This window comes from Actinobacillus succinogenes 130Z (assembly GCF_000017245.1).
Taxonomy (GTDB): Bacteria; Pseudomonadota; Gammaproteobacteria; order Enterobacterales; family Pasteurellaceae; genus Exercitatus; species Exercitatus succinogenes.
On record NC_009655.1, the window covers coordinates 1,330,968 to 1,356,618 of the forward strand.

At 46.0% G+C, this 25,651-nt stretch carries 22 protein-coding genes and 1 pseudogene; 13 read left to right on the top strand and 10 right to left on the bottom strand.

Features of this window, described 5'->3' with window-relative positions; all coding sequences use genetic code 11:
- Positions 1-8: 8 nt before the first annotated feature.
- The 4 genes and pseudogenes from ASUC_RS11355 to dolP form a co-directional block, all read right to left on the bottom strand.
- A pseudogene (locus ASUC_RS11355) lies at positions 9-302 on the bottom strand (glycosyltransferase); the annotation flags it as partial.
- A complete protein-coding gene (locus ASUC_RS11360) occupies positions 257-466 on the bottom strand; it encodes a glycosyltransferase (RefSeq protein WP_281256850.1) in 210 nt (69 codons plus the stop codon). The gene ASUC_RS11360 and the pseudogene ASUC_RS11355, both read right to left, overlap by 46 nt.
- A 3-nt stretch (positions 467-469) precedes the next feature.
- Positions 470-898, bottom strand: coding sequence for a GtrA family protein (locus ASUC_RS06185; protein WP_012072919.1), 429 nt, complete (start codon positions 896-898; stop codon positions 470-472).
- 129 nt (positions 899-1,027) lie between these two features.
- Entirely contained in the window at positions 1,028-1,615 is a 588-nt protein-coding gene (gene dolP / locus ASUC_RS06190; RefSeq protein ID WP_012072920.1) for a division/outer membrane stress-associated lipid-binding lipoprotein, read from the bottom strand.
- Between the two features lie 314 nt (positions 1,616-1,929).
- Here dolP and ASUC_RS06195 point away from each other — a divergent pair, with 314 nt between their 5' ends.
- From ASUC_RS06195 to recD, 4 genes are all read left to right on the top strand, one after another.
- Positions 1,930-3,240 carry an NCS2 family permease gene (locus ASUC_RS06195; RefSeq protein ID WP_012072921.1) on the top strand — a complete coding sequence of 437 codons (1,311 nt, stop codon included), beginning with the start codon at positions 1,930-1,932 and terminating at the stop codon, positions 3,238-3,240.
- 19 nt (positions 3,241-3,259) lie between these two features.
- Positions 3,260-3,616 (top strand): DsrE/DsrF/TusD sulfur relay family protein, encoded by a 357-nt coding sequence (locus ASUC_RS06200; protein ID WP_012072922.1) that lies wholly within the window; start codon positions 3,260-3,262, stop codon positions 3,614-3,616.
- Positions 3,617-3,691: 75 nt separating this feature from the next.
- Entirely contained in the window at positions 3,692-7,375 is a 3,684-nt protein-coding gene (gene recB, locus ASUC_RS06205) for an exodeoxyribonuclease V subunit beta (RefSeq protein ID WP_012072923.1), read from the top strand.
- The gene (gene recD / locus ASUC_RS06210) at positions 7,368-9,329 is read left to right on the top strand and encodes an exodeoxyribonuclease V subunit alpha (protein WP_012072924.1); all 1,962 of its coding nucleotides are present in this window, start codon (positions 7,368-7,370) and stop codon (positions 9,327-9,329) included. Before recB ends, recD begins: the two co-directional genes overlap by 8 nt.
- A 53-nt stretch (positions 9,330-9,382) precedes the next feature.
- On the opposite strand, the gene ASUC_RS06215 is transcribed toward recD, so the two are convergent.
- From ASUC_RS06215 to ASUC_RS06225, 3 genes are all read right to left on the bottom strand, one after another.
- The gene (locus tag ASUC_RS06215; protein WP_012072925.1) at positions 9,383-10,264 is read right to left on the bottom strand and encodes a DUF808 domain-containing protein; all 882 of its coding nucleotides are present in this window, start codon (positions 10,262-10,264) and stop codon (positions 9,383-9,385) included.
- 75 nt (positions 10,265-10,339) lie between these two features.
- Complete coding sequence (gene ycaO / locus ASUC_RS06220; protein ID WP_012072926.1) at positions 10,340-12,100, bottom strand: 30S ribosomal protein S12 methylthiotransferase accessory factor YcaO; 1,761 nt, start codon at positions 12,098-12,100, stop codon at positions 10,340-10,342.
- Between the two features lie 55 nt (positions 12,101-12,155).
- The gene (locus ASUC_RS06225) at positions 12,156-12,851 is read right to left on the bottom strand and encodes a class I SAM-dependent methyltransferase (RefSeq protein ID WP_012072927.1); all 696 of its coding nucleotides are present in this window, start codon (positions 12,849-12,851) and stop codon (positions 12,156-12,158) included.
- An 11-nt stretch (positions 12,852-12,862) separates the two neighbouring features.
- Here ASUC_RS06225 and gloB point away from each other — a divergent pair, with 11 nt between their 5' ends.
- Positions 12,863-13,564 carry a hydroxyacylglutathione hydrolase gene (gene gloB / locus ASUC_RS06230; RefSeq protein ID WP_012072928.1) on the top strand — a complete coding sequence of 234 codons (702 nt, stop codon included), beginning with the start codon at positions 12,863-12,865 and terminating at the stop codon, positions 13,562-13,564.
- Positions 13,565-13,606: 42 nt separating this feature from the next.
- Here the strand turns inward: gloB and ASUC_RS06235 are convergent, their stop codons facing one another.
- On the bottom strand, positions 13,607-14,422 hold the full coding sequence (locus ASUC_RS06235; RefSeq protein WP_012072929.1) for a DNA ligase: 816 nt from the start codon (positions 14,420-14,422) through the stop codon (positions 13,607-13,609).
- 171 nt (positions 14,423-14,593) lie between these two features.
- On the opposite strand from ASUC_RS06235, the gene codB reads away from it, so the two are divergent.
- From codB to ASUC_RS06250, 3 genes are all read left to right on the top strand, one after another.
- Entirely contained in the window at positions 14,594-15,814 is a 1,221-nt protein-coding gene (gene codB, locus ASUC_RS06240) for a cytosine permease (protein ID WP_012072930.1), read from the top strand.
- Between the two features lie 15 nt (positions 15,815-15,829).
- Positions 15,830-17,092, top strand: coding sequence for a cytosine deaminase (locus ASUC_RS06245; protein WP_012072931.1), 1,263 nt, complete (start codon positions 15,830-15,832; stop codon positions 17,090-17,092).
- Positions 17,093-17,262: 170 nt separating this feature from the next.
- Positions 17,263-18,411, top strand: a complete 1,149-nt coding sequence (locus ASUC_RS06250; RefSeq protein ID WP_012072932.1) for a 5-methyltetrahydropteroyltriglutamate--homocysteine S-methyltransferase — start codon at positions 17,263-17,265, stop codon at positions 18,409-18,411.
- Positions 18,412-18,492: 81 nt separating this feature from the next.
- Here ASUC_RS06250 and ASUC_RS06255 read toward each other — a convergent pair whose 3' ends face one another.
- Positions 18,493-19,122: an OmpW family outer membrane protein gene (locus ASUC_RS06255; RefSeq protein ID WP_012072933.1), complete on the bottom strand. Its 630-nt coding sequence runs from the start codon at positions 19,120-19,122 to the stop codon at positions 18,493-18,495.
- Between the two features lie 545 nt (positions 19,123-19,667).
- Positions 19,668-20,678 (bottom strand): HTH-type transcriptional repressor PurR, encoded by a 1,011-nt coding sequence (gene purR, locus ASUC_RS06260; RefSeq protein WP_012072934.1) that lies wholly within the window; start codon positions 20,676-20,678, stop codon positions 19,668-19,670.
- A gap of 189 nt (positions 20,679-20,867) precedes the next feature.
- Here purR and citD point away from each other — a divergent pair, with 189 nt between their 5' ends.
- The 5 genes from citD to citG all read left to right on the top strand — a co-directional run bounded on the left by citD (position 20,868) and on the right by citG (position 25,524).
- Positions 20,868-21,155 carry a citrate lyase acyl carrier protein gene (gene citD / locus ASUC_RS06265; RefSeq protein WP_012072935.1) on the top strand — a complete coding sequence of 96 codons (288 nt, stop codon included), beginning with the start codon at positions 20,868-20,870 and terminating at the stop codon, positions 21,153-21,155.
- Positions 21,152-22,045, top strand: coding sequence for a citrate (pro-3S)-lyase subunit beta (gene citE, locus ASUC_RS06270; protein WP_012072936.1), 894 nt, complete (start codon positions 21,152-21,154; stop codon positions 22,043-22,045). The genes citD and citE overlap by 4 nt, the downstream gene beginning before the upstream one ends.
- A 14-nt stretch (positions 22,046-22,059) precedes the next feature.
- Positions 22,060-23,562 carry a citrate lyase subunit alpha gene (gene citF, locus ASUC_RS06275; protein WP_012072937.1) on the top strand — a complete coding sequence of 501 codons (1,503 nt, stop codon included), beginning with the start codon at positions 22,060-22,062 and terminating at the stop codon, positions 23,560-23,562.
- Between the two features lie 79 nt (positions 23,563-23,641).
- Positions 23,642-24,121: a ribonuclease E activity regulator RraA gene (rraA, locus tag ASUC_RS06280; RefSeq protein WP_012072938.1), complete on the top strand. Its 480-nt coding sequence runs from the start codon at positions 23,642-23,644 to the stop codon at positions 24,119-24,121.
- A 20-nt stretch (positions 24,122-24,141) separates the two neighbouring features.
- On the top strand, positions 24,142-25,524 hold the full coding sequence (gene citG / locus ASUC_RS06285; protein ID WP_012072939.1) for a triphosphoribosyl-dephospho-CoA synthase CitG: 1,383 nt from the start codon (positions 24,142-24,144) through the stop codon (positions 25,522-25,524).
- Positions 25,525-25,651: the final 127 nt, after the last annotated feature.

A 25,651-nucleotide genomic window follows, 5' to 3' on the forward strand; every position in this document is an offset into this window, starting at 1 on the left:
ATTTTTAATGTGGAAATTTTATTGTGTAATTTATAGAAATATTCAGCGGTTTTACGCTTAAGGTAACTATCACTTGGACGATTGGTTCTTTTAGCAAGGACAACATCAAATCCTTCCTGATATTTAGAAATAAGTTGTGGTATGACAGAAATAGGATCTTGCAGATCAACATCAATAGGTATTACTACATCCCCGCTAGCAGTTTCTAAACCGGCAAAAAGAGCAGCTTCTTTTCCAAAATTTCTTGATAAGTCAATTAATTTGAGAGATATTTTGCGGATTGCGGATTGCGGATTGCGGATTGCAGGTTTTGTAAAACAGACAGTGTATTATCGGTACTGCCGTCATTAATAAAAATTAGTTCTAAATTATAAGATGCTAAATCAGGTGATTTACAAATTTCTCTGTAAAAAATCGGAATAGTGTCTTCTTCATTTAAAACGGGTATAACAAGAGATATATTCATGTGTTAAGACCTAAAAATAAACCATTTTGATGATATAAAATTGATCAGCATACCAGTGATACTGCCAATCGCCACTCCTAAAATAGGATACGTTATTATAAGTTGATAACGTAAGGAAATATAGTATGAAATTAAATTAACAAGTCCTCCTATAATCATAGCGAAGAAATAATAGAGAAATTCTATAGCGATATTTCGTTCTTTTTTAGTTTTAAATGTAATTGTTCGATTGAATAACCAAGTAGTAATAACGGCTGCTGTAAAAGATAGTAATCTTCCTTGATATAATCCTAAGGAATCTTTAAATAAATAAAGGATTGACGTATCGACAACAAATCCCAATATTCCGGAGATACCAAAAACTAAAAATTGATGAATAGTAAAAAAATTTATTTTTTGTAGCAAGTTTATTTTCTCTCCTATGTAATACATTGTTTATATCGGTAAATAAAAATATTTTTGTCAAATTAACATTATATGGCTCTAATTTATATAGCAAGTGCGGTCAAAAAACATTCAATTTTTTGACTGCACTTTGTTTTTATCCGATTATCCGTTCGTTTAGTCGAGATATTTGAACACTTTCACCACACGGGTGACGCCGGCAATATTGCGTGCCACTTCCGCCGCGGCATTGCCCTGTTCTTGCGTGACATTTCCCATCAGGTATACCTGACTGTTTTCGGTAATCACTTTCACATCGGTGGTTTTCACGGAAGAATTGACTAACATTTTGGATTTCACCTGACTGGTGATCCAGCTGTCTTTTGACCGTTGAGTTAAGTCGATTACCGGACCGACGGTCATTTCGTTGTAAATAGATTCCGCGTTCACGCCTTCCACACCTTTGGCTAAATTGGTGGCGGTTTCTTTGGCAGTATCCGTCGGTACTTGTCCGATTAACAATAAGCGGTTACTGTAAGACACGACGACTACTCGTCCTTCGGCCTTAATCTGTTCGTCTTTGGTAACGGCGTTGTAGACTTTGAATTCTAAGGTTTCATCGTCCAGTTGGGTACCGGCGGAGCGGGGATCCGTCGCGACTTTTGTACCCACGGCCGTCCCGCCTACCAATGCGGCGACACAGCCCTGCAACATTAATGCCGAAAGCCCGATAAAAGCGAATTTTTTAAATTGTTTGATAGTCATAAATTATCTTCTCCGATAAAACACCAGCCGTTAGTTTGCTGCCAAAGGGAAAACTTGTCAACTTTTTACTGTATCGTCGGAGGCGCGGAAACAAACCGAGCCGATCTGCCGGAGAGGAAAAATCCTGAAAAGATGGCGGATTTTACCCAAAATCGTATATCTGATTTTCGGGGGGTATCAGTGTTTTCATTCGCGTTATCAACGGGTAAAAAACATTGTTTTTCCGACCGCACTTTTAGGAAAAATACATCGCAGTTTAATTGGGAATTTGTTAAAATTCCGATTTAATTTCTTTATTTAAAAGTGAACCAATCATGCAAAATCAATCTTTCCTTTCCCGTTTTTTTCAGTTCAATGAAAAACATACCACCACCAAAACGGAAATTGTGGCGGGCATCACCACGTTTTTTACGATGGTATATATTGTCTTTGTGAATCCGTCAATTTTGGGCGACGCCGGCATGGACAAACAGGTAGTATTTGTGACCACTTGTTTGATTGCCGGTTTCGGTACGTTAGCTATGGGGCTATTCAGTAATTTGCCGATCGCGCTGGCGCCGGCTATGGGGCTGAATGCCTTTTTCGCCTATGTGGTGGTGGCGAAACTGGGTTATTCCTGGGAGATCGGCATGGGGGCGATTTTCTGGGGGTCTATCGGTCTGTTTTTGCTCACTTTGTTTCAAATCCGTTATTGGTTAATGGCGTCGATTCCGCTTGGGTTGCGGGTGGGAATCGGTGCGGGCATCGGTTTTTTTATCGCTTTAATCGGTTTTAAAAATATGGGACTGGTTGTGGCGAATCCGGCAACCTTGGTGGCATTGGGCGAGCTGCATGATCCGAAAGTGCTGCTGGGGATTCTCGGCTTTTTCATCATTACCGTGTTAGCGGCGCGCAATATTTATTCCGGGGTGTTGATTTCCATTGTGGTGGTGACGGGATTAGCGTTATGTTTGGATCCGGCGGTACGGTTCCACGGGGTGATATCGATGCCGCCGAGTTTGGATGCCGTCGTGGGCAAAGTGGATATCGCCGGTGCGTTGGACGGTGCGTTACTGGGGATTATTTTTTCATTTCTGCTGGTAAATTTATTCGATTCTTCCGGTACGTTATTAGGTGTGACCGATAAAGCGGGCATCAGCGACGAAAGAGGTCGTTTCCCGAAAATGCGTCAGGCATTGTTTGTGGACAGTTTGAGCGGCGTCGCGGGATCTTACGTGGGCACCTCCGCCATCAGTACTTATGTGGAAAGCGGTGCGGGCGTATCCGTCGGCGGCAGAACGGGTTTGACGGCGGTTGTAGTCGGCTTGTTATTTCTGTTAACTATTTTCTTCTCGCCGTTGGCGGGATTGGTACCGGCCTATGCCACTGCCGGGGCGTTGGTTTATGTGGGTATTTTAATGGCCTCCAGCCTGATTAAAGTACATTGGGAAGATTTAACCGAAGCTACGCCGGCATTTATCACCGCCGCTATGATGCCGTTTACCTATTCCATTACGGAAGGCATTGCATTCGGCTTTATCAGTTATTGCGTGATGAAAACCTGCACCGGACGTGTTCGCGAGGTAAATGGGCCGGTTTGGGTCGTGGCCATTCTGTTTTTGATTAAATTCATTTGGGTGGGATAAATCCGCTAAGGAGAACCGTATGCAAAAGTTATTGTTCATTATTCATGCCGCCCCTTACGGCAATGAAAGTTTTTTCAGCGGCTTGCGTCTGGCGTTACAGATTCAGGAACAGCATAAAAGTGCGGTCGATTTGAAGCTGTTTTTAATGTCCGATGCGGTGGCGGGCGGATTGGCGAAACAGAATCCGGCGGAGGGTTATCACATTCAGCAAATGCTGGAAATTCTGACGACACAGGGCGCCGCCGTCAAATTATGTAAAACCTGTACCGATTCGCGCGGTATGACGGATCTTGCTTTAGCCGACGGCGTGGAAATCGGTACGTTGGTCGAACTCGCCGATTGGTCGGTAGAGGCGGATAAAGTCTTTAATTTTTAACCGACGAATTGAGTCAAGGGGGAAATGAAATCCCCCTTATTTGTACGACTGAAATCTATGGTATGAGATAAATCTATGCCGGTTCAACATTTAAATCCAATTAGTACACCGTTGCAAACTACAACATTGATTGAAGCGTCCGCCGGTACCGGCAAAACCTTTACCATGGCGTCGTTGTATCTGCGTTTACTGTTGCAGGCGGGGGACAATGCCTTTTCGGTACCGTTGACGGTGGAACAGATTCTGGTGGTCACCTTTACCGAAGCGTCGACCGAAGAACTGAAGGAGCGCATTCGCGCCCGTATTCATCTGGCGAAAGCGCAATTTGCCGCTTACCGAGAAACGCAGGATTTAACCGTGTTTCTCAATACGGATAACGAGTTTCTGGTGAAAGAAAACGGACAATTGACGGATCGTTTTCTGGCAAAATTGGATCCGAATGAGGCGTTTCGTCGCCTCGGCTTTGCCGAGCAGAATATGGATCTTGCCGCCGTTTACACCATTCACGGTTTTTGCCGTCGTATGTTAATGCAGTATGCGGTGAATTCCGGCATTCACTTTAACTTGGAGCTGGTGACGGACGAAACGGATTTATTGAACCGGCTGGCAAACGATTTTTGGCGGGAACAGTTTTACGGACAGTCTTTTGTCGTAACGGAATTTATTCACCGTAAACTGGAATCGCCGCAGCAGGTATTAAAAAAGATCCGCGCTTATTTAAAAGGGGAAACTCTAAAAGTATCGGTAAACCGACCGCACTTGTTAACCATGTCCACCGCCGAATTTTTGCAACAGGAATTGGCGGTTCATTTAGCCGGTTCCGATAATATTCCTGACGAATTAAAATCCGCCTGGACGGATAATTTTGCTGAAATTTCCGCTTTATTTGAGGCGAATTATGCCGGCGCTTCAGTGTTTAACGGTAATAAATTCAAACGGGATTATTTTATTGCCCGCACGGCGAAAATTCAGGCGTGGGCGGACAGCGAACGCCGCGATATTCCCGACGAACTTTGGTATTTTACGCAGGATTATCTAAACGGCGCGGTATTAAAAGGCAAAACGGCGTTTAGTCATCCGTTTTTTGATTATTTAGCGGAACAAAAAGCCCGAATCGAAGCGGCGCAGACCCAACTGGATTTAGATGAAAAAATTCTATTGTTTCATTATTTGCGAACATTGAATGAACGATTATCGGCTTACAAGCGGCATCATCCGGAAAAGAGTTTTGACGATTTGCTGCGGCTGTTAAAAAACGCATTGCAATCGGAACGGGGCGAACAGTTGGCGACGTTCATTCGTCATCAATATCCTTTCGCGATGGTTGATGAATTTCAGGATACGGACGAACAGCAATATCAAATTTTTTCCGCTATTTATGTGAATCGGCCGGATTGCGGATTCATGATGATAGGCGATCCGAAACAGGCGATTTATCAATTCCGCGGCGCCGATATATTTACTTATCTAAAAGCGGCGAAGGACGCCGAACAGGAGCGTTTCACCTTAAGCAAAAATTATCGTTCCGACGGTAGTCTGATTCGGGCGGTGAACGGTTTGTTCGATTTTCCCGCCGCATTTATGTACGACGATATTCGGTTCGAGCCGGTGGCGGCGGGCAAAGATCAGGCGCACTTTGTGTGGCGGGGCGCACAACAGGCGCCGATGGCGTTTTATCTAGGCTCGCGCGAACAGGCGGCGGAATATTGTGCCGACAATATTCGGCAGTGGTTAACAAGTGCGGATGAAAATCAGGCCGGATTTGTTATGGATACGGCGCAGGACAACGGCCGGAATCTTCGGCTTCGCCCTGAAAATATTGCCGTGTTGGTGCGCAAGGGCAGTGATGCGGAGAAAATCAAATCCGCCCTGCAACGACGCGGTATCGCTTCCGTTTATTTGTCGGATCGCACCAATGTTTTCGACTGTGCGGAGGCGCGGGAATTAGCGTTTATTCTGGCGGCCTGTCTTAATCCTTTCAGTGAACGTCATATTATGAATGCCTTGGCGACAGGTATTTTTGCTTTTTCTATGGCGCAATTACAGCAAATTAAACGGCAGGCCGAATTACTGGACGGTTGGATGACGCGTTTCGAAGATTATCAGCGCATCTGGCGCCGGCAAGGCGTGTTGCCGATGTTGCACCGGATTTTTCTGGATAAAGGTAAACGGGGCGAGCAAGCCGATATCGTCGGACAAATTGCCGCTCAAGCCAATGCGGAACGGCGTTTAACGGATTTATTGCATTTAGCCGAATTGCTGCAGGAAGCCGCCGTCTTACATGAAAGCGAATCCGCTTTATTGAGCTGGTTTGAACGTCAGATTCAGGGGAAAGATCGGCAGGCGGAACAGCAAGTGCGGTTGGAAAGTGAACGGAATTTGGTGAAAATCGTCACCATCCATAAATCCAAAGGGCTGGAATACGATTTGGTGTGGCTGCCGTTTTTGGGGTTCGACGATGTGAAAAACCGGGATGAGATTTCCATCTTCCATGATAAAGACGCCGAGGCGCTGTGGGATATGAACGCGCGGCATCAGGATATATCGGCGAAAGAAAAACTGGCGGAGGAAATGCGTCTGTTATATGTGGCGCTGACGCGGGCAAAATATCAAGTGGCGATGGCATTACCGGCGGAATTCGGCGGCAAAAAGGAATCTTATTGGAATCCCGTTTGGTACGCTTTGAGCCGGGGCGAAATCGGCGACGGTATGAAAATTACGGGTAAGGCGGAAAAACAAACGGCGGTTTTATTATCCGCTCATTTGGAGGCGGAAAATTATACGCTGGAAACTATCCCCGAAACCGTTTCCGGCGATAAATGGCTGCCGCAGACGAATGCCGAAGTGTCCCTTTCGGCGGCAACCTTTACCGGTAAAATCGAACAAAATTGGGGCGTTACCAGTTTCACCGCATTAAGCCGAATGCATGAACAAAACCGGCGTTTTCACGGGGAAGAAAGTGCGGTCGAATTTACTGCGATTTTTGATGATGCGCTGGATTATGACGAACAACAGGATGTGTTTTCACCGACTGATGAGGAGGCGAACGCTTTGTGGCGGAATTTGCCTGCGGAATACAGCCCGTTGGCATTAAAAGGCGGTGCAAAATTCGGGGTGATTCTGCATCGCTTCTTCGAAAAACATGATTTTTCCCAACCCATTGAGGATGCCGAACTGCTTGCCCTTTGCCAAGGTTTGCAGCTGGACGAAACCTGGATTCAGCCTTTAAAAATGTGGCTTGAAGCGGTGTTAACTACGCCGTTGTCGGCGGGCTTCAAATTAACGGACATCCGCCCGCAACATTGCTTGAAAGAAATGCAATTCTATTTGAATTTAGACCGCACTTTTGACGTGAAAGCCTTTAATCTGCTGCTACGGCAATATCATCCGCTGTATCAGCAACCTTATCTGTTAGATGATATTCGGGGCATGCTGCGCGGATTTATCGATCTGGTTTACCGCCACGACGGCAAATATTATCTGCTGGACTATAAAACCAATTTATTACCCGCATACAGTGAAGAACGTATTCGGACGGATATACAACAGCATTATTATGATTTGCAGTATTTGCTGTACAGCTTGGCGTTACATTGTTTTCTGCAACGGCGTCTGCCCGCTTATGATTACGAAACCCATTTCGGCGGCGTCATTTATGCTTACGTACGCGGCATGGACGGCAGCGGCAAGACGGGCGTTTTTACAACCCGTCCCGCCGCACGTTTGATTCGCGGATTGGAGGAATTGCTGCATGCTTAATGTGTTAGCGCGATTGAAAGCGCTTAAGGTGCTGACGGAAGCCGATTTTTATTTCGCCAAACTGATCGACGAAAAACAGCAGGGCATGGGATACGATGAAACCCGCCAGGCGTTGGCGGTATTGTTGGCGGCGTTGGTGCATGCAGGTTATTTGCAGGGCAATAGCTGTTTGTTTTTAGATCAGGATTTGGAGCGTAACCCGTTCGCTTTGGCATATCGAACGCTGGACGATGAACGGGATTATCTGCTTGAAATCAAACAAAAAATCAATTTTTTGCCGGTCGAACAATGGCAGACGGCACTGGCGGGGCATATCGCTTTCACCGATACGCCGCAGGAACAAAGCCGTCCGTTCGTGTTTCAGCATAATGCGGTGTATCTGTATCGCCTGTGGCAGGATGAACAGACCGTGGCGAATTACCTGAAAAGTGCGGTCAAAAATCCGCCGGTTTTTGTTCCGACAGAAAATGCACGCAATCTGTTATCCCGTTTTTTCGGGGAAAAGAAACAGGAAACGGATTGGCAGAAAATTGCCGTTGCCACCGCGTTAATTCAGCCTTTTACTTTAATTTCCGGCGGACCGGGTACAGGCAAAACCTATTCCGTGGCGCGTTTAGTGGCGGCGGTTCAAACGCTGCAATACGAACAGCAGTTGCCGCCGTTGCGTATTCGTTTAGCGGCGCCCACGGGAAAAGCGGCGGCGCGTTTGAAAGAAAGTCTGGAAGCCAGTTTGCTGCAGCTGGATTTGCCGTCTGCGGTACGGGAAAACATTTCTACGGAAAGCGTTACTTTACACCGTTTGCTGGGCGTGCGTCCTTTCGAAGACAGCGTGAGATTCCATGCGGGAAATCCGTTGCCCTTGGATTTACTGATTATCGATGAGGCTTCGATGATTGACTTGTCGATGATGGCAAAATTGTTACGTGCCTTGCCGCTTGATGCCCGTCTGATTTTATTGGGCGATAAGGATCAGCTGGCTTCGGTGGAAGCGGGGGCGGTTCTGGGCGAACTCGGTCAGTTCCTGCGTTATGATTATTCGCCGGAATTCGCGGCGAAACTACAGGAATTAAGCGGCGAACGGATTAACGGATCGGCGAATTGTCATAATATTCGTCACCATTTGGCATTTTTAACCCGCAGTACCCGTTTCAATGCAGACTCCGCCGTAGGCAGACTGGCGGTCGCCGTCAATAATATGCGGGCGAGGGAAAGCTGGCGCTTATTACAAGACGGTACGGATATCCCGTTACTGGAATTCGTTGAACCCGCCGATAATGCGAAAAACCGACAAGCGGTTCGTCATTATTATTTAAGCCGATTATTACAAAGTGCGGTGGAAAATTATCAACATTATTTGAAACTGATTCCGCAAAACGATACGCCTACCGAGGTGCAGTTACGACAGATTTTCCGAGCTTTTAATTCGGTGCGTATTCTGACCGCGCTGCGTGCCGGCGAATTCGGCGTGGAAAACCTTAACCGACAGATTGCCGAAGCATTACGTCAGAAAGGCTTGGTCCGATTTAAACATAGTCGGGATTGGTTTGCGGGCAAACCGATTATGGTCACGCAAAATGACAATAGTGCAAAATTGTTTAACGGCGATATCGGGTTATATCTGGGCAATAACCTTGTGTATTTCGAGGCGGGTGACGGTTATAACAGCGTGTCGGTGCAGCGTATTCCGTTGCATGAACCTGCCTTTGCCATGACAATCCACAAATCTCAGGGCTCGGAATTCGAGCATACCGTCGTCGTATTGCCGCCGGATTATTCGCCGATTTTGTCGAAAGAATTATTGTATACCGCCGTTACACGGGCAAAACCGCGGCTTTCGGTTTTTGCTTCGGAGGAAATTTGGCTGGCTGCAGTGAGAAATCCGATTAAACGGCAAAGCGGATTAGGGACTCTGCTGGAACAGACCGATGAAGAATATGGAAATCCGGAGCCGTGAAACGGATAACAGAAAAGCGGAAAATCTTCCGCTTTTCTTATACGGAGAGAAAATTAATGAGCTTGCTGTTTTTCAGCCGATTTCATTAGCGGTAATAAGACCGCGCATAAAATGAGCCCCACGGCCAGACCGACGGCGAAATCGGCAAGCCAACCAAAACCGGCGGGAATGTTTAAACCTTCGATAAAATGGTGGATTATCGGTAAGTAATGCGCGAAAATGCTGCCGCCCACCAAAAACATCGCAATGGTACCAATAACGGACAGGGATTTCATAAACCACGGCATGATGAACAGCAGAAATTGTCCGAATTTTTGAGAAACGGCGCTTTTCTTTTGCAACATCCAGTAACCGATGTCGTCCAGTTTGACTATCAAGCCCACCAACCCGTACACGAAAAGGGTGATGCCTACTCCCAGCGCGCATAACGACAGAATTTTGGTTAACGTGTCCGCCTGCTGTAATGCGCCTAACGCGATAATAATGATTTCGGCGGACAGGATAAAATCGGTACGGATTGCACCCTTGATTTTGTCTTTTTCCGATGCCGCCAGCGGGATCTTCGTTTCGGCAGGTAAGTGCGGTTCGTTTTTATGCAGAAATTTATGCAGCAGTTTTTCCGCTCCTTCAAAACATAAATAGCCGCCACCGATCAGCAATAACCAGTTGATGGCGGAAGGTAAATAGATAGACAGCAATAAAGCGAGAGGAATTAAAATTACTTTGTTGATGAGCGATCCTTTTGCCACCGCCCATACGATAGGCAGTTCCCGTTGCGGTGTGATGTCCTTGCCGCTGACCTGATTGGCGTTTAACGCCAAATCATCGCTGAGTACGCCGGCGGTTTTCTTTGCCGCCGTCTTTGTCATTACCGAGACATCGTCCAGCACGGAGGCTATATCGTCCAGTAATGTAAATAAAGAGCTGAAAGCCATGTTTTTCCTTAGAAATCAAATAAATATATAATCTTTGTAAAAAGAACGCACAATGCTGTGCGTTCCCGAGCTTGTTTACCGCCAATTTTCGCGTTTTGCCTTTTGCAGTTTTGTATAAGCCGCTAATAATTTCTGATGTGCGTCGAATTTTTGCAAATGCTCGTCATCACTAATCAAACCGTAGAACGGATTACCGCCCCGAACCGCCTGCCAAGCGGCATCTACCGTCGCCTTTCCGTACATTTTTTCGAATACGCCGCGGTATTGTTGCGGTTCTCGTTTTTCATCCGAAAATAATTCCATAGAATTGATGAGACAACGATAATAGTTGGCGCGTTCGGCGGTAAAGACGGAACCGTTCATATTATAGCTCCAGTTAGCCCAGTCGAACGCAGATTCTATATCCCCCAGCGCCAGATACAGCATAGATTTTAATTCGCCTATCCGTAATGTCGTCCAGCCGGATTTAGGCGGCGGCACAATACCGATTAATTCGCGCACGCGGATGGCGTCGTCAATGCCTTCTTCATCGAGTTGAGCGAGCAGCTCCCGATAAGTGTCTTTATCATGATGGAAATGCGGAAGATCCAGCAGAATTTCACGCCAGTTCATACCCATATTATTGTTGGCGTAAATCAAATCGTCCGCCGGATAAATATCCGACATAGAAGGGACGATAATCCGGCAGGCATATACTCCCAAATGATCGTAATCCATAATATAGACTTCTTTGCCTTCGGCGGCGAAAATCGCCATTAAATTGTCGTATTCTTCATGAGTACTGCCGGAAAAATTCCAGTGTACGAAATCGTAATCGGCGTCTTGTTTGAATAAATCCCAAGAAATCAAACCGCTGGAATCGATAAAATGGGTTTCCAGATTGGCGTGTTCCGCTACGTCGTCGTTATTGAATGAGGGCGGCGTAAACACGTCTAACTCTTTCAGGCTGCGACCTTGCAGCAATTCCGTCACCGTACGTTCGAACGCCACTTGAAAATTCGGGTGTGCGCCGAATGAAGCAAAACAGGTACCGTTGTTCGGATTAAGTAAAATCACACAAATTACCGGATATTTGCCGCCTAACGAGGCGTCGTAAGCCAAAATCGGAAAACCTTCCTGTTCCAGTTTTCGGATGGAGGCCCGAATACTCGGATACTGAACGATAACGTCCTCGGGAATGCGCGGCAGACTGACGGCTTGCGCGATAATTTTGTTCTTCACGTAACGTTCGAATATTTCCGACAAACCCTGTACGCGCGCCTCAAATTTGCTGTTGCCGGCAGACATACCGTTGGATACGTATAGGTTGGCGACGATGCTTTGCGGAATGTAAACGGTTTTTTGATCGGATTGGCGTGTATAGGGCATCGCTACGATGCCGCGTTCGACATTACCGGATTGTAGATCTACCAATAATTCCGGCGTTAATTCGCCTGCGGGATCGAAATAATCCAATAAGCGATCGTCTAAAATGCCTTCCGGCAATGCGTCTTCGTCTTCAATGGGGAACCATTTTTCCGACGGATAATGCACGAAATCGCCGTTGGCGATATCCTGTCCCAAATAGTAATCGGCGAAGAAATAATTGGTGGAAAGGCGTTCGAAATATTCGCCTAATGCGGAAGCAAGCGCCGCTTTTTTGCTGGCGCCTTTGCCGTTGGCGAAACATTGCGGGCAATCTTTGTCGCGTATATGCACCGACCAAACATTCGGCACCGGATTCAGCCACGAGGTTTCTTCGATATTAAAACCGAGTGCAGTCAGTTTTTGCTGAAATTTTGCAATACTGTCTTCCAGTGCGGCGTCTTTGCCGGGAATAAAGGTTTGTTCTGTCATGCCGTTTCCTTCGCTCAAAAAATTCAGCGCATGATAGGCGAAAAAGGCTGATTGCTCAAGTGTTTATTTTTTCCTTGAACGCACCGGCGGGATTTAAAATTTCCTGATTTTCGAACCGCACTTTTTGCGGCTGTAAGGTTAACGGCAGGGTACGTTTTTGGGCGACGATCAAACACAGGGAACCGAATACTTTCGGCTCATGCCCGAAGCAAAGGGTTTGCTGCGACAGAATTTCAAAGTTCAGCAATTCCAGCCAGTCGATAACCCGGAACGGCAAGAAAAGGCGAAAGTCGAATTTGCCCAGTCTGCGTTTGAACAGTAATTTGCTGCAGGGGTTAAATAACGAAATCAACAGGTATCCGTCATCACTGAGAATGCGTTCCGTTTCCCGTAAAAGTTGGTGGGGGTCCTGCGTGAAATTCAGCGTGTTCGCGAGCAGGCAGGCGTCTACGGTTTCTTCGCCGAAAGGCAGTTCCTGTAAGCTGCCTTCTATAAGAATCGCTTGCTGACGGCGGCAAAGTGCGGCCAGTTTTTCACTGGTTTTATCATTCAGCACCACTTGCTGAAGCGGTTGATAACAAGGTACTTCCGCACTTAACCCGCTGATTTTCAACAGCCGCCGCCCCGCTATGCGGGCAAACCATTTTTCAAAATTTGCGCCGATTAGGGTAGAATAGGCGTCGCCGAAAGGCAGTTGCGACCAACTTGCCGGCGGCGTTAAACTGTAAGGCGATTTTGCTTTCCATTTCATAGGATCTACTTATGTTAAAACCGATTTCTGCATTAAACGATAATTATATTTGGGTTTACGGACGGGAAAATTGTCCCGTTATTGTAGTTGATATTACCGAAATCGAACCCTTATTGCCATTTTTACGGGAAAATAAATTTGCCGTGGAAGCGGTGCTGTTAACTCATAAACATGATGATCATGTGGGCGGCGTAGCGGCATTTAAACGGTATTTCCCCGATGTACCGGTTTACGGTCCGCAAGAATGCGCGGATAAAGGAGCGACTCGCATAGTAAACGAGGGGGAAATTGTAACGGCAAATTACCGTATTCGGGTTATTCCTACCGGCGGGCATACGGCGCAACACGTCAGCTATGTGACGGACGGTTGCCTGTTTTGCGGCGATACTTTATTTTCCGCCGGTTGCGGAAGAGTGTTTACCGGTAATTACGGGCAAATGTACGATTCCGTACAACGCCTGAAAACACTGCCCGATGACACGTTGGTTTGCCCGGCACATGAATATACGCTGGCTAATTTAGCCTTTGCCGAAAGCGTGATGAAAGACAAAAGTGCGGTTAAAAATCAGCGGGTTTTAGTGGAAAAAAAACGTGCTGAAAACCGACCGAGCGTGCCTACGACCTTAGGGTTAGAAAAACAGATTAATCCTTTTTTGATCGCTGAAAATCCGGCACAATTCGAAACATGGCGTAAAGCAAAAGATCAGTTCTGATCTTTTGGTATTCACAACAAAATTCGTGCCGAATCGAAGTAACTATTTCTTTTCACGCCAATACGTGGCGAAACGCGGTTTTCCCGCATTGGTTAAACCGCGGTATTTATAACTGATAACCGAACCGATTGGCGGCGGATTAATGCGTTCTTCCAAATTAAATCCCGAGCCGATTTTGAATCGTCCGCGGTGATTTTCACAGGTGAGAGAGCCGAGCGCGTTTTCAAACTGTCCCTTGCCTTTATGATGTGCGATCACCGTACATTCTTCGTCTTGCGCGGTTTTAACTTTCAGGATTTGATTACTGCGTTTGCCGAATTCGTAAGGGGCGTCGGGATTGCGAATTACTACGCCTTCACCTTTCGCCCGTTCGATTTCATGCAGAAAATCCAAAATGTGTTGCCGGTTTCGTACGGGAATCTGGGGAATGATTTTAATATGCGGTGAAGGATGATGTTTCAGATAGTTTTCCAATACGGTTAAACGTTCGAATAAATTTCCCGCCGCATCAGGCACGTCGAATACGTGCAGTGACAGGGTTTCCCAGCCTTTATCCTTTTGCGAACGAACGATAGAGGAAATTTTTTCGAACTGGTTTCGTTGGGAAAACAGTTCGCCGTCAATGGCAAAGGGCGGAAAATCCCGTACGAAATAGTGCGGCGGGGTAAGAATTCGGTTCTGTCTGGTATAAAGTCGTTTGCCGTCCCAATAGCCGCGTATACCGTCCAGTTTTTCGCTCATCACCCAACCGTCGATATCCTGTTTGTCGTAGCTTTGTAATAACATTAAATCCGGTGGATTTCCGACCGCACTTTGCGTAAAGAATAGCAGATATAAACTCAGCAGTATTTTTTGCATAACAGATTCTCCGCGATAAATTATTGGCATTTTGAATATCGCCGTTTATTTGGCAAGCAATCGGTTACGTTTTTTGAATCGGGATCACGAAATTCGTAAAAGTGCGGTCAAAAATAAACGGGTTTTTGGGTATAATACGGCGCGTTGTCAGATGTAATAAAAGGAAAAACCATGAGTTTGGATAACTTCAGCTTAAAACCCGTTCCGCAAAGCGAACGGAAAGGTGCGTTGGCATTAACGTTTGTGATGCTCGGACTGACTTTTTTCTCGGCAAGTATGTGGACGGGCGGGACGCTCGGTACATCGCTGAATTACGATGATTTTTGGACGGCGGTGATTATCGGTAACTTAATGTTGGGCGTTTATACTTCCGCACTAGGTTATATCGGCGCGAAAACCGGTTTAACCACCCATATTTTGGCGCGTTATTCGTTCGGCGTGCGCGGTTCTTGGCTGCCGTCATTATTGCTTGGCGGTACCCAAGTGGGCTGGTTTGGCGTTGGTGTGGCGATGTTTGCGATTCCGGTTAATAAAGTGACGGGCGTAGATACCGGCTTACTTATAGGTATATCAGGGGTTATGATGACTGTGACAGTGTTCTTCGGTATTTCCGCATTAACGGTTTTATCCGCCGTTGCGGTACCGGCGATTGCCATTTTAGGCAGCTATTCGGTGTATCTCGCCGTAGGTGAAACCGGCGGTTTGGATGCGTTGAAAATGATTACGCCGCAGGAACCTATGGCATTGGCGACGGCGATTGCCTTAGTCGTGGGATCTTTCGTCAGCGCCGGAACATTAACGGCGGATTTCGTACGTTTCGGTAAAAGAGCGAAACAGGCCATTGTGATTGCGATGATTGCTTTTTCCCTCGGTAACACCTTGATGTTCGTATTCGGTGCGGCCGGTGCGGCGGTGAAAGGTATGGCGGACATTTCCGATGTGATGGTGGCGCAGGGGTTGATTGTTCCGGCGGTGATTGTATTAGGACTGAATATTTGGACGACTAACGATAACGCGCTTTATGCTTCCGGCCTGGGGTTTGCCAATATTACCGGTTTGAGCAGCCGTACATTATCGGTAGTGAACGGTATTGTGGGGACTGTTTGCGCTTTATGGTTGTACAACAATTTCGTAGGCTGGCTGACATTCTTATCGGCAGCTATTCCACCGGTAGGCGGCGTGATTATTGCGGATTATTTATTACGCAGCAAATCCTATGCGGATTTTGAAAAAGCCCATTTTGTAAATATCAACTGGGCGGCAATTTTAGCTGTGGCGGCAGGCGTAGCTTGCGGTCAGTTTATCCCGGGAATTATTCCGGTGAATGCGGTTTTAGGCGGTGCCGTAGCCTATTTGATTTTAAACCCGTTATTGGCAAAACTGCGTCAGTAAGCAAAGGAGTAAACAATGTTAATTAAAAATACCCATTTGAGCGATCGCGACGGATTATGGCAGATCTTGGTGAAAAACGGCAAGATCGTAAAAATCATGCCAAACGAAGAGTATATTGAGTTTGCAGGCGAAACGTTAGATGGCGAAAACGGCATCGCTTACCCGCCGTTTATCGCGCCGCATATTCATCTGGATGCCACGCAAACCGCCGGTCAGCCGAACTGGAACCAGTCCGGTACGCTGTTCGAGGGTATCGAACGTTGGGCGGAACGTAAGGAAATGCTCGGCCATGAAGATGTCAAAGCCCGCGCATGGAAAACCTTGAAGTGGCAAATTGCCAACGGCATTCAATACGTTCGTACCCATGTTGACGTTTCGGATCCGACTCTGACCGCCCTTAAGGCAATGCTGGAAGTCAAAAAAGAAGCGGCGCCTTGGGTGGATTTACAAATCGTGGCATTTCCGCAGGAGGGAATTTTATCTTATCCGAACGGTGAAGCGTTGCTGGATAAAGCCATGGAATTGGGCGCCGACGTAGTGGGCGGCATTCCGCATTTTGAATTCACCCGCGAATACGGCGTGGAATCCATGCACATCGCCTTCAAAATTGCACGTAAATACGGTAAGCAACTGGATATTCACTGCGATGAGATTGACGACGAACAATCCCGCTTTGTGGAAACCGTTGCGGCGCTCGCTTTGAAATATGAAATGGGAGAACAAGTCACGGCGAGTCACACTACGGCAATGCATTCTTATAACGGCGCCTACGCTTCCCGTTTATTCCGTTTGCTGAAAATGTCGAAAATCAATTTTGTGGCGAATCCGCTGGTGAATATCCACCTTCAGGGACGTTTCGATACTTATCCGAAACGTCGCGGTATTACGCGGGTGAAAGAAATGTTGAATAGCGGCATTAACGTGTGTTTTGGACATGATGATGTGTTTGATCCTTGGTACCCGCTGGGTACGGCAAATATGCTGCAAGTGCTTCATATGGGATTGCACGTATGTCAGCTGATGGGATACGGTCAAATCAACGACGGTTTAAAACTGGTGACGGAAAACAGCGCGAAAACTTTGGGTTTGAAAGATTACGGCATTCGCGAAGGGAACCCGGCGAATTTCATTATTTTGCCGGCGGAAAACGGTTTTGATGCCGTACGCCGTCAAGTGCCGACCCGTTATTCCGTTCGTCACGGCCAGCTGATTGCGCAAACTCAACCGGCTGTAACCCGGATTCATTTGGAACAATCGGAGACGGTGAATTATCGTTAATTGATATATTCCGGATTTAAAGTGCGGTCATAAAAAACTTCATTCTTTCGACCGCACTTTTCAATATGAATCCGTTTCATATTCAGTCAAAATATTTTTCATTCAATTCCGCGATTAATCTTTGCTAGAATCATTTCAACATTAAAACTATTCATTCAAGGAAAAGATCAATGACAACATTATTCCCAAACGCCGCGCCTCGTACCTCAGCACCTTACCGATTCGATATCGTAGGTAGTTTTTTACGTTCCGACGCCATTAAATCCGCCCGTTCCGCTTGTTCTTGCGGTGATATTTCCCGTGCGGATTTAACTCGCGTAGAAGATGAAGAAATCGCCAAATTGGTAGCGCATCAAAAAGCGGTGGGATTGCATGCGGTAACGGACGGCGAATTCCGTCGTACTTTCTGGCATTTGGATTTTTTAGCCGGTTTGGACGGTGTGGAAGAAGTGGATGCGGACAAATTTTCGGTGCAATTCAAACACCACAATGTGCGTCCGAAGACCTTGAAAATCGTGGATAAAATCGATTTTTCCGAAAACCATCCGTTTGTTGAACACTTTCGTTCAATACAAAAAATTGCAGACGGTACGGAAGTGAAGTTTACGGTTCCGTCACCTTCCATGCTGCATTTAATCACTAACGTGCGCGCGACGGATTATCAACCGATACCCCGTTACGAAAACAACAATCAATTGTTGCTGGACGATATTGCAGACGCTTATATTAAAGCCATGAATATTTTTTATAAATTAGGCTGTCGTAATCTGCAATTAGACGACACCAGCTGGGGCGAATTCTGTGCGGAAGATAAGCGCAAAGCTTATCAGGCGCGCGGTTTCGATTTAGATCAAATCGCCAAAGATTATGTGTATATGCTGAATAAAATTGTGGATGCGAAACCTGCCGATGACCTTGCTATCACTATGCATATCTGTCGCGGTAATTTCCGTTCAACCTGGTTTTCCGCCGGCGGTTATGAACCTGTGGCGGAAATCTTATTCGGCACTTGTCGTGTGGACGGTTTTTTCTTGGAATATGATTCTGATCGCGCCGGCGACTTCAAACCGTTGCGTTTCATTAAAGATCAACAAGTGGTGTTAGGGTTGGTGACCTCAAAAGACGGCGCTTTGGAAAAGCGTGCGGACGTCATTAATCGCATTAAAGAAGCCGCCCGTTATGTGGATATCAACCAACTTTGTTTAAGTCCGCAATGCGGTTTCGCTTCAACGGAAGAAGGCAATATACTGACGGAAGAACAACAATGGGCAAAACTCAATTTTATTCGTGAAATCGCGGAAGAAGTGTGGGGAAAATAAGATCAATCCGAACTCAAAAAACCCGTACCGTTTAAGGTACGGGTTTTTATGTATTTCATTAAAGCAGGTTATGCGTATAAATTAGAAACGATAACCCACGCCCATAAAGAATATTAACGGATCTAAACGAACGTCTTGTGATAATTGAGTGCCCGCCACTTTGAAATCCGCTTTGGTTTTAATTTTTGCGTAATAAACTGCGGTGTTGAAAATCAGCTTCTCGGTCAGATTAATATCTAAACCGCCGTTTAACGCCAAACCCCATGAATCATGAAGTTTAAGATCGGTCACACCCGCCATTTTTTCAGTTTCATCAAAGAAATTGGTATAATTCACGCCGGCCCCGAGATACGGACGCACTTTAGAATCTTTATTTAAGAAATAATATTGCGCATACAGACTTGGTGGCAAGTGTTTGGTTTTCCCCACTAATTGACCGCCTAAAGTAATTTCATGGCTGAACGGAGAGGCTGCCAATAATTCAATACCGATATTATCGGTCACCATATATGTACCCGTTAAGCCTAACTGCGTATTGGTATTTACATCCAGTCCTAATGCCGGTGTGGCGGTGTTGGAAGTATTTTCTACATGCGTCGGCATCACATGTGCCGTCCCGGCACGCACAATCCAACTGCCTGCCTGGTGTGCGCTTGCCACCGAGCTTATTAAAGTTGCGCTAATGCCTAATGCCAATATCGATTTTTTCATAATCGGCTCCTGTGTTTCCTTTTGAATTTATAAAACCTTGTAAAAAAAGTGCATTTAATGCGAATGTAAATATACTTGCATAGCGTAATGAGATCTGTGATCAAGATCATATTTATGAAAATTGATAATGTATTTGTTTTTGTTTATAACCGTATTTATTCTTTTTTAAGAAAAATAATAAATTTGATCTATATCAAGTTTAAGTTTACGAGTAACTATGAAATTATGCGGTGTAAGGATTGAATAGATGTTGGAAATGTAAAGAGCAGTCATTTGCGACAAAATATTCATCGTAAATAAGGCTTTTTCAGCGTTATTAAGACGGCTTGGTATAGGTCAGGTTAATTTGACCGAGGTGGATTTTTCAAGAAGTTTGAGAGAACGGAAACAATCCTTTGAATTAAAAACTGTAATTGCCGGATTGTAGCAGCAGAATCGGCGATAGCGATCCTGCGTGCTTGTTCTTCAATCGGCACGGGAATATGATTTTTCAGCATTCTTCTGTGTTTTTGCCGTGTTCTTCCCAAACTAATCCGTATTTTTTATTAATGACGGTTTAAATTTTTTACTGATTTGCGAATCACCAATTCCGGATGGATTTCAATGGTTTCGCGCTTGGCGGTTTTATCCTGAATGCGTTCGAATAATAACTGCAATGCGCGTTCGCCAAGACGTGCTTTGGATTGGTGAATCGTGGTTAACGGCGGTGCGCTGAAACGGGAAATATGTACGTTGTCATAACCGATGACGGAAAAATCCTCGGGCACCCGGAAACCTTTTTCCGTAATGGCGGAAATCGCACCTAACGCCATGACGTCGTTGCAACAGAAAATCGCAGTAGGGCGGAATTCTTGCGCCAACAGGCGGTTCATGCATTCATAACCGTCTTCCGGTTCGAAAGAACCTTCCAACAGCCAATCGGGATTCATTTCCAGTCCCGCTTCGTGCAGTGCTTTTAAAAATCCTTCGTAGCGCTTGCGTGCCGTTGTTTTTTTCAGTTCTGCACTGAGGTATGCAATTTCTTTGTGTCCGTTATCAACCAGATGTTTGCCCGCCAGATAACCGCCTTCGAAACTGTTATCCAAAATACGATCGGTATTCGGATTCACCGGTCCCCAATCCATTACCACCATCGGTAAGTCACTGAAGGATTTCATTAAATCCAAACTGTCAGCAGTATATTCGGAACACATCACTAAAATACCGTCCACCCGTTTTTTCGCCAACATTTCCAAGTGGTTTTTAATTTTTTCGGGATTATTTTGTGTATTACACAAAAATAACGAATAGCCTTGACGGTAGCAGTGATCTTCCACCGCATGAATAATCTCGGCAAAATAAGGCGCTTCGCTGGTGGTGACGATCATACCGATGGATTTTGTGGTGTTTACTTTTAAACTGCGAGCGACCGCACTTGGCGAATAATGCAGTTGTTCGATTGCGTTTAATACGATTTTTTTGGTTTCTTCCGCTACATGGCGCGTTTCGTTAATAACATGAGACACGGTTGTGGTGGATACGCCGGCTAATTTTGCGACGTCCTTAATAGTTGCCATAATATTCTCCTTTGAGCTTTTCACTATTATAAAATCCGTTGAGGTATTTGTAAAAATAAAAGCCGGGATAATGATTCATTTTATTTATTGATTTACATCAAACATAACGCTTTTTGATTACAAAAAATCATTTTAGCTGTTTATAATGAAATAGATCATTTAAACATGTATATAAGTAAGGAATGTATTATGCAAATAACCAAGACAGCAGTAGCTGGCACACTGGAATCTAGTGATGCACAAGTGCGTGTTGCACCTGCAAGTACACTTGAAATTGAATTGAACAGTTCGGTCGGAAAGCAATTCGGCGATGATATTATCGCTACATTGAAAGATGTTTTAAACCAGCTTGACGTGACGGCCGCACAAATTGTTGTTGAGGACAAGGGGGCGTTAGACTGCGTACTTCGTGCGCGTTTAAAAGCGGCATTATTACGTGCAACTGACGAACCGATTAACTGGGAGAAAATGCTATGAGTCAACCAATGAAAACGAAATTGAGAAGAAGTATGCTGTTTGTTCCCGGTTCGAATGCAGCGATGATCAGTAACACCTTTATTTATCGTCCGGATTCAATCATGTTCGATTTAGAAGATGCGGTGGCGTTAAAAGAAAAAGATTCGGCCCGGATGTTGGTTGCGCACGCATTACGTCATCCGCTTTATCAGGATATCGAATGTGTGGTGCGGGTAAACCCGTTAGATTCCGAATTCGGTTTGGCCGATTTAAATGCCGTCGTGCGTGCCGGTGTGGATGTGGTGCGTATGCCGAAAACCGAAACCGCTAAAGATGTCGCGGATATGGATGCGGCGATTACCGAAATTGAAAAAGCTTGTGGTCGGGAAGTCGGTTCGACGTTAATGCTGGCGGCAATCGAATCTCCGTTGGGTATTACTCAGGCGAATGAAATTGCCACGGCTTCAAAACGTTTAATCGGTATCGCATTAGGTGCGGAAGACTATGTTCGTAACTTAAAAACCGAACGTTCGCCGGAAGGTATCGAATTGTTATTCGCCCGTTGTTCTATTCTGCAAGCTGCCCGTGCGGCGGGTATTCAAGCGTTCGATACCGTTTATTCTAACGCGAACAACGAGGAAGGTTTCCTGGCCGAAGCGGCATTAATCAAACAATTAGGTTTCGACGGTAAATCTTTAGTAAATCCTCGCCAAATCGAATTACTTCACAATTTATTCGCACCGACCCAAAAAGATGTGGATCAAGCGCAAAAAATCATTGATGCGGCGGAAGAAGCGAAACGTAACGGTTTAGGTGTCGTTTCACTAAACGGTAAAATGATTGATGCGCCGATTATTGATCGCGCGGCGTTAGTGCTTGAACGCGCTAAACATGGTATTCGGGAAGAGTAAGGGGGATAACCACTATGACAACTAGAGAACAACGTATCGAGAAATTTAACGGTGGCAAACCTGTTTACCAAGCAGTACCAAAAGCAGAATCTCTTGCCCGTACCGAAAAAGATCGTAAAATCTGTGATTCGCTGGAAGACGCAATTCGTCGTTCGGGTTTAAAAGACGGTATGACCGTTTCATTCCATCACGCATTCCGTGCCGGCGACTTTGTCGTGAACATGGTAATGGATAAAATTGCCGAAATGGGCTTTAAAAATTTAACGTTGGCATCAAGCTCGTTAATCGACAGCCATTTCCCAATTATCGAACACATTAAAAACGGTGTGGTAACAAAAATCTATTCATCGGGTATTCGCGGTAAATTAGCCGATGAAATCTCTAAAGGGATTTTAAACGAACCGGTTAATATCCATTCTCACGGCGGTCGCGTGCATTTGGTTAAATCCGGTGAATTACATATCGACGTAGCGTTCCTCGGCGTGCCGATGTGCGATAAATTCGGTAATGCGAACGGTTTCACCGGTAAAAGTATTTGCGGTTCGTTAGGTTATGCCCGCACTGACGCGGAATATGCGGATAAAGTGGTGTTGCTAACCGAAGAGTTCGGCGAATATCCGTTAAACCCAATCAGTATCGGCCAGGACAAAGTAGATTTAATCGTTCAGGTTGACGCGGTAGGCGATCCGAAAAAAATCGGCGGCGGTGCGACCCGTATGACGACCAACCCGCGCGAATTATTAATCGCCCGGAAATGTGCGGAAGTGATCTTCAATTCCGGTTATTTTAAAGACGGCTTCTCATTACAAACCGGTACCGGCGGTGCATCACTGGCAGTAACCCGCTTCTTAGAAGACAAAATGCGCCGTGACAATATCACCGCAAGCTTTGCACTGGGCGGTATCACCTCCAGCATGGTGGCATTGCATGAAACGGGATTAATCAAAAAATTAATCGACGTACAGTCATTCGATAAAGGCGCGGCGGAATCTTTAGCCCGAAATCCGAATCATATTGAAGTGTCAGCAAATCAATATGCCAACTTCAGTTCTAAAGGTGCGTCGGTCGAACGTTTAGACGTGGTGATTCTTTCCGCATTGGAAATCGATACCAAATTCAACGTCAACGTATTAACCGGTTCCGACGGCGTGATTCGCGGCGCTTCGGGCGGTCACTGCGATACGGCGTCTTCCGCGCAGGTAGCGATCATCGTTGCGCCATTGGTTCGCGGTCGTATTCCGACCGTAGTTGAGAATGTGCTGACCTGCGTGACACCGGGGGAAAACATCGATATTCTGGTGACGGATCACGGTACGGCGGTGAATCCTAAACGTCCGGATTTAATCGAAGCGTTAACGGCGGCAGGTATCAAACTGTTCACTATTGAAGAACTTTGTGCTCGCGCTTACAGTATCACCGGTAAACCGAAAGACATTGAGTTTACCGATAAACCGGTTGCGGTTGTCCGTTATCGTGACGGTTCGGTGATTGATACCGTATATCAAGTGAAAGCGTAATTTCTCATGATATTTGTGATGGCATAAGACGGGTCTTGTGCCATCATTTTTTTAACCGCTTTATACGCCGGAGGGATTTATGAAAGACTTTCAAACGGCAGATCTTTGTGACGCTTATCCTGATGTCGCATCTTGCACCGCCGATTTCAAACAATACGGATTACGCAAAAAATTTTACGGCAGAATCCGTACCGTTTCCTGTTATTTAGACAACGTTTTGTTACGCCGTTTAGTCAGTCAGCCGGGAAACGGTGATGTCCTTGTTGTTGACGGCAAAGGCGCAAGAGATTGCGCGCTGATGGGCGATAATATTGCTAAAATAGCGATGGATAACGGCTGGGCAGGCGTTATCATTTTTGGTATGATCCGCGACTCGGTTGCCATCAATGGTATGAATTTCGGCATCAAAGCGTTAGGTTCGAATCCTAAAAAATCAGCCAAAAACGGTATCGGTGACGTGGATGTGATGGTGACATTCGGAAACTTGAGTTTTACCCCGTCGCACTACGTTTACAGTGATGAAGACGGTATTATCGTGTCGGAAACCGCACTTATTTAAATTCTCGTATTTCGTATAAAATGTTCAGCAAATTTTTCAAGATATTTTCACGGCAGGGGCAAGAAATTGCCCTTGAGCAACTTTTAGCCGCTCGGGAAGCGCGCGTCTCGTTACAACAACAATGTTTAGAGAAGTATGACCAGACCGTACTTTCGTTAACTCTGCTTGCGGCGGGCGGCGTCAAGAAAAACGAGCTGCTGGATTACGTGTTTGAAAAAGCATTGCAAAATTTGACCGCACTTTTTGCTGCGTTAAACGTTGAACCCGCCGAATCCTTTATCCGACCGTTGGAAACCGGTCATGAAGCGTTATTCGTATTGCCCGTTGAGGCGGCGACATTAAAGCGGGCGGCTATGCGGCTGGAAGACAGCTCGCCGCTGGCCCGCTTATGGGACATTGATGTAATTGCCGCAGACGGACGTTTGCTCAGTCGCACAGAGTTTGATTTTCCGCCTCGTCCCTGCCTGGTGTGTAGCGATAACGCCAAATCCTGCGCCCGTTCCCGTAAGCACGGTTTTGAAGAAATTTATGCAGAAATGCAACGGCGCGTACAAGCGGATTATTTTGCCGATCAAATCGCTGACGGAGTTTATCACGCATTAGTCGGCGAAGCGCGGCTTTCGCCTAAACCCGGGTTGGTCGACAGTCTTACCAACGGCGCTCACAAAGATATGAATTTGCAGACTTTTGAACAAAGTGCGGCGGCGTTACGCCCGTTTTTCGCCAAGTTCGTACTGGCAGGTATGGCGAGCGCGGAATTTTCCGAATCCGAAGTGCTGGCAACTATTCGTCCGTTGGGACTGGAAGCGGAAAAAGCGATGTTTCGGGCGACCGCCAATGTGAATACCCATAAGGGGGCGATTTTTGCTTTCGGGCTGGTTTGTGCGGCAATCGGCAGAATTTATGTTCACCACGACGAAGCCTCGATAGAACATATTTGCCGTTTAGTGTCCGCTTTCACTCAAGGTTTAACGGCGGAACTGGAACATTATCCCGCTCACCTGCCGGAAACCGCCGGCGTGAAGTTATACCGCGAATTCGGCTTAACCGGTGCACGCGGCGAAGCGGAAAGCGGATTCGCTATCGTGCGGCAAAATTTATCCGTTCTTGAACAGAATCAAACAGCGCCTTCCGAGCCGCAATTATTGATTATGCTGTTGACTTTAATGGCGGAAAATCAGGACACTAATGTGGTGCATCGGGGCGGTATGGCAGGATTGGATTTTGTTCAAAACCGGGCTCGCGCTTTACTGGAACAACCAAAAATTCGTCAAAATCCGACCGCACTTTACGAGGCTTTAACCGCATTTGACAGCGATTGTATCGAACGGAATTTAAGCCCGGGCGGCAGTGCGGATTTATTGGCGTTGACCATTTTCTTTTATTTTTTGGCGAGAACATAAAGTTTACGTGTTTTTGGCGCGACGCCTTTTTGCGCAAAATAGGGTAGGCAAACACGGGACTTACTGTTAGAATGCCGGAACTTAGCACTATTTTAGGAGAGAAACATGAGCGATTTAGGTTACGGCA